A 276-nucleotide genomic window follows, 5' to 3' on the forward strand; every position below is an offset into this window, starting at 1 on the left:
GGCCGGCATCGTTCAGGGCGACGCGGCACGGCTCGATCGACTTCCTGATCAGCTCTTCCACCAGCGACTCCAGCTTGGCGCGGGTCAGCTTGATGTTCAGGTGCTTCGGACCCGACGCGTCAGCGGTGACGTACGGCAGGTTCACTTCGGTCTGCTGGGCGCTGGACAGTTCGGTCTTGGCGCGCTCGGGCAGCATCCTTCAGGCGCTGCAGGGCCAGCGGATCCTTGCGCAGGTCGATGCCCTGGTCCTTGTTGAACTCTTCAACCAGGTACTCG

General features: G+C 64.1%; 1 pseudogene. It reads right to left on the bottom strand.

The window, feature by feature from the left end:
- Nucleotides 1-276: pseudogene (locus R0J92_RS22845) on the bottom strand (Hsp70 family protein); the annotation flags it as partial.

The organism is Tritonibacter sp. SIMBA_163 (assembly GCF_046535935.1).
Classification (GTDB): domain Bacteria; phylum Pseudomonadota; class Alphaproteobacteria; order Rhodobacterales; family Rhodobacteraceae; genus Epibacterium; species Epibacterium scottomollicae.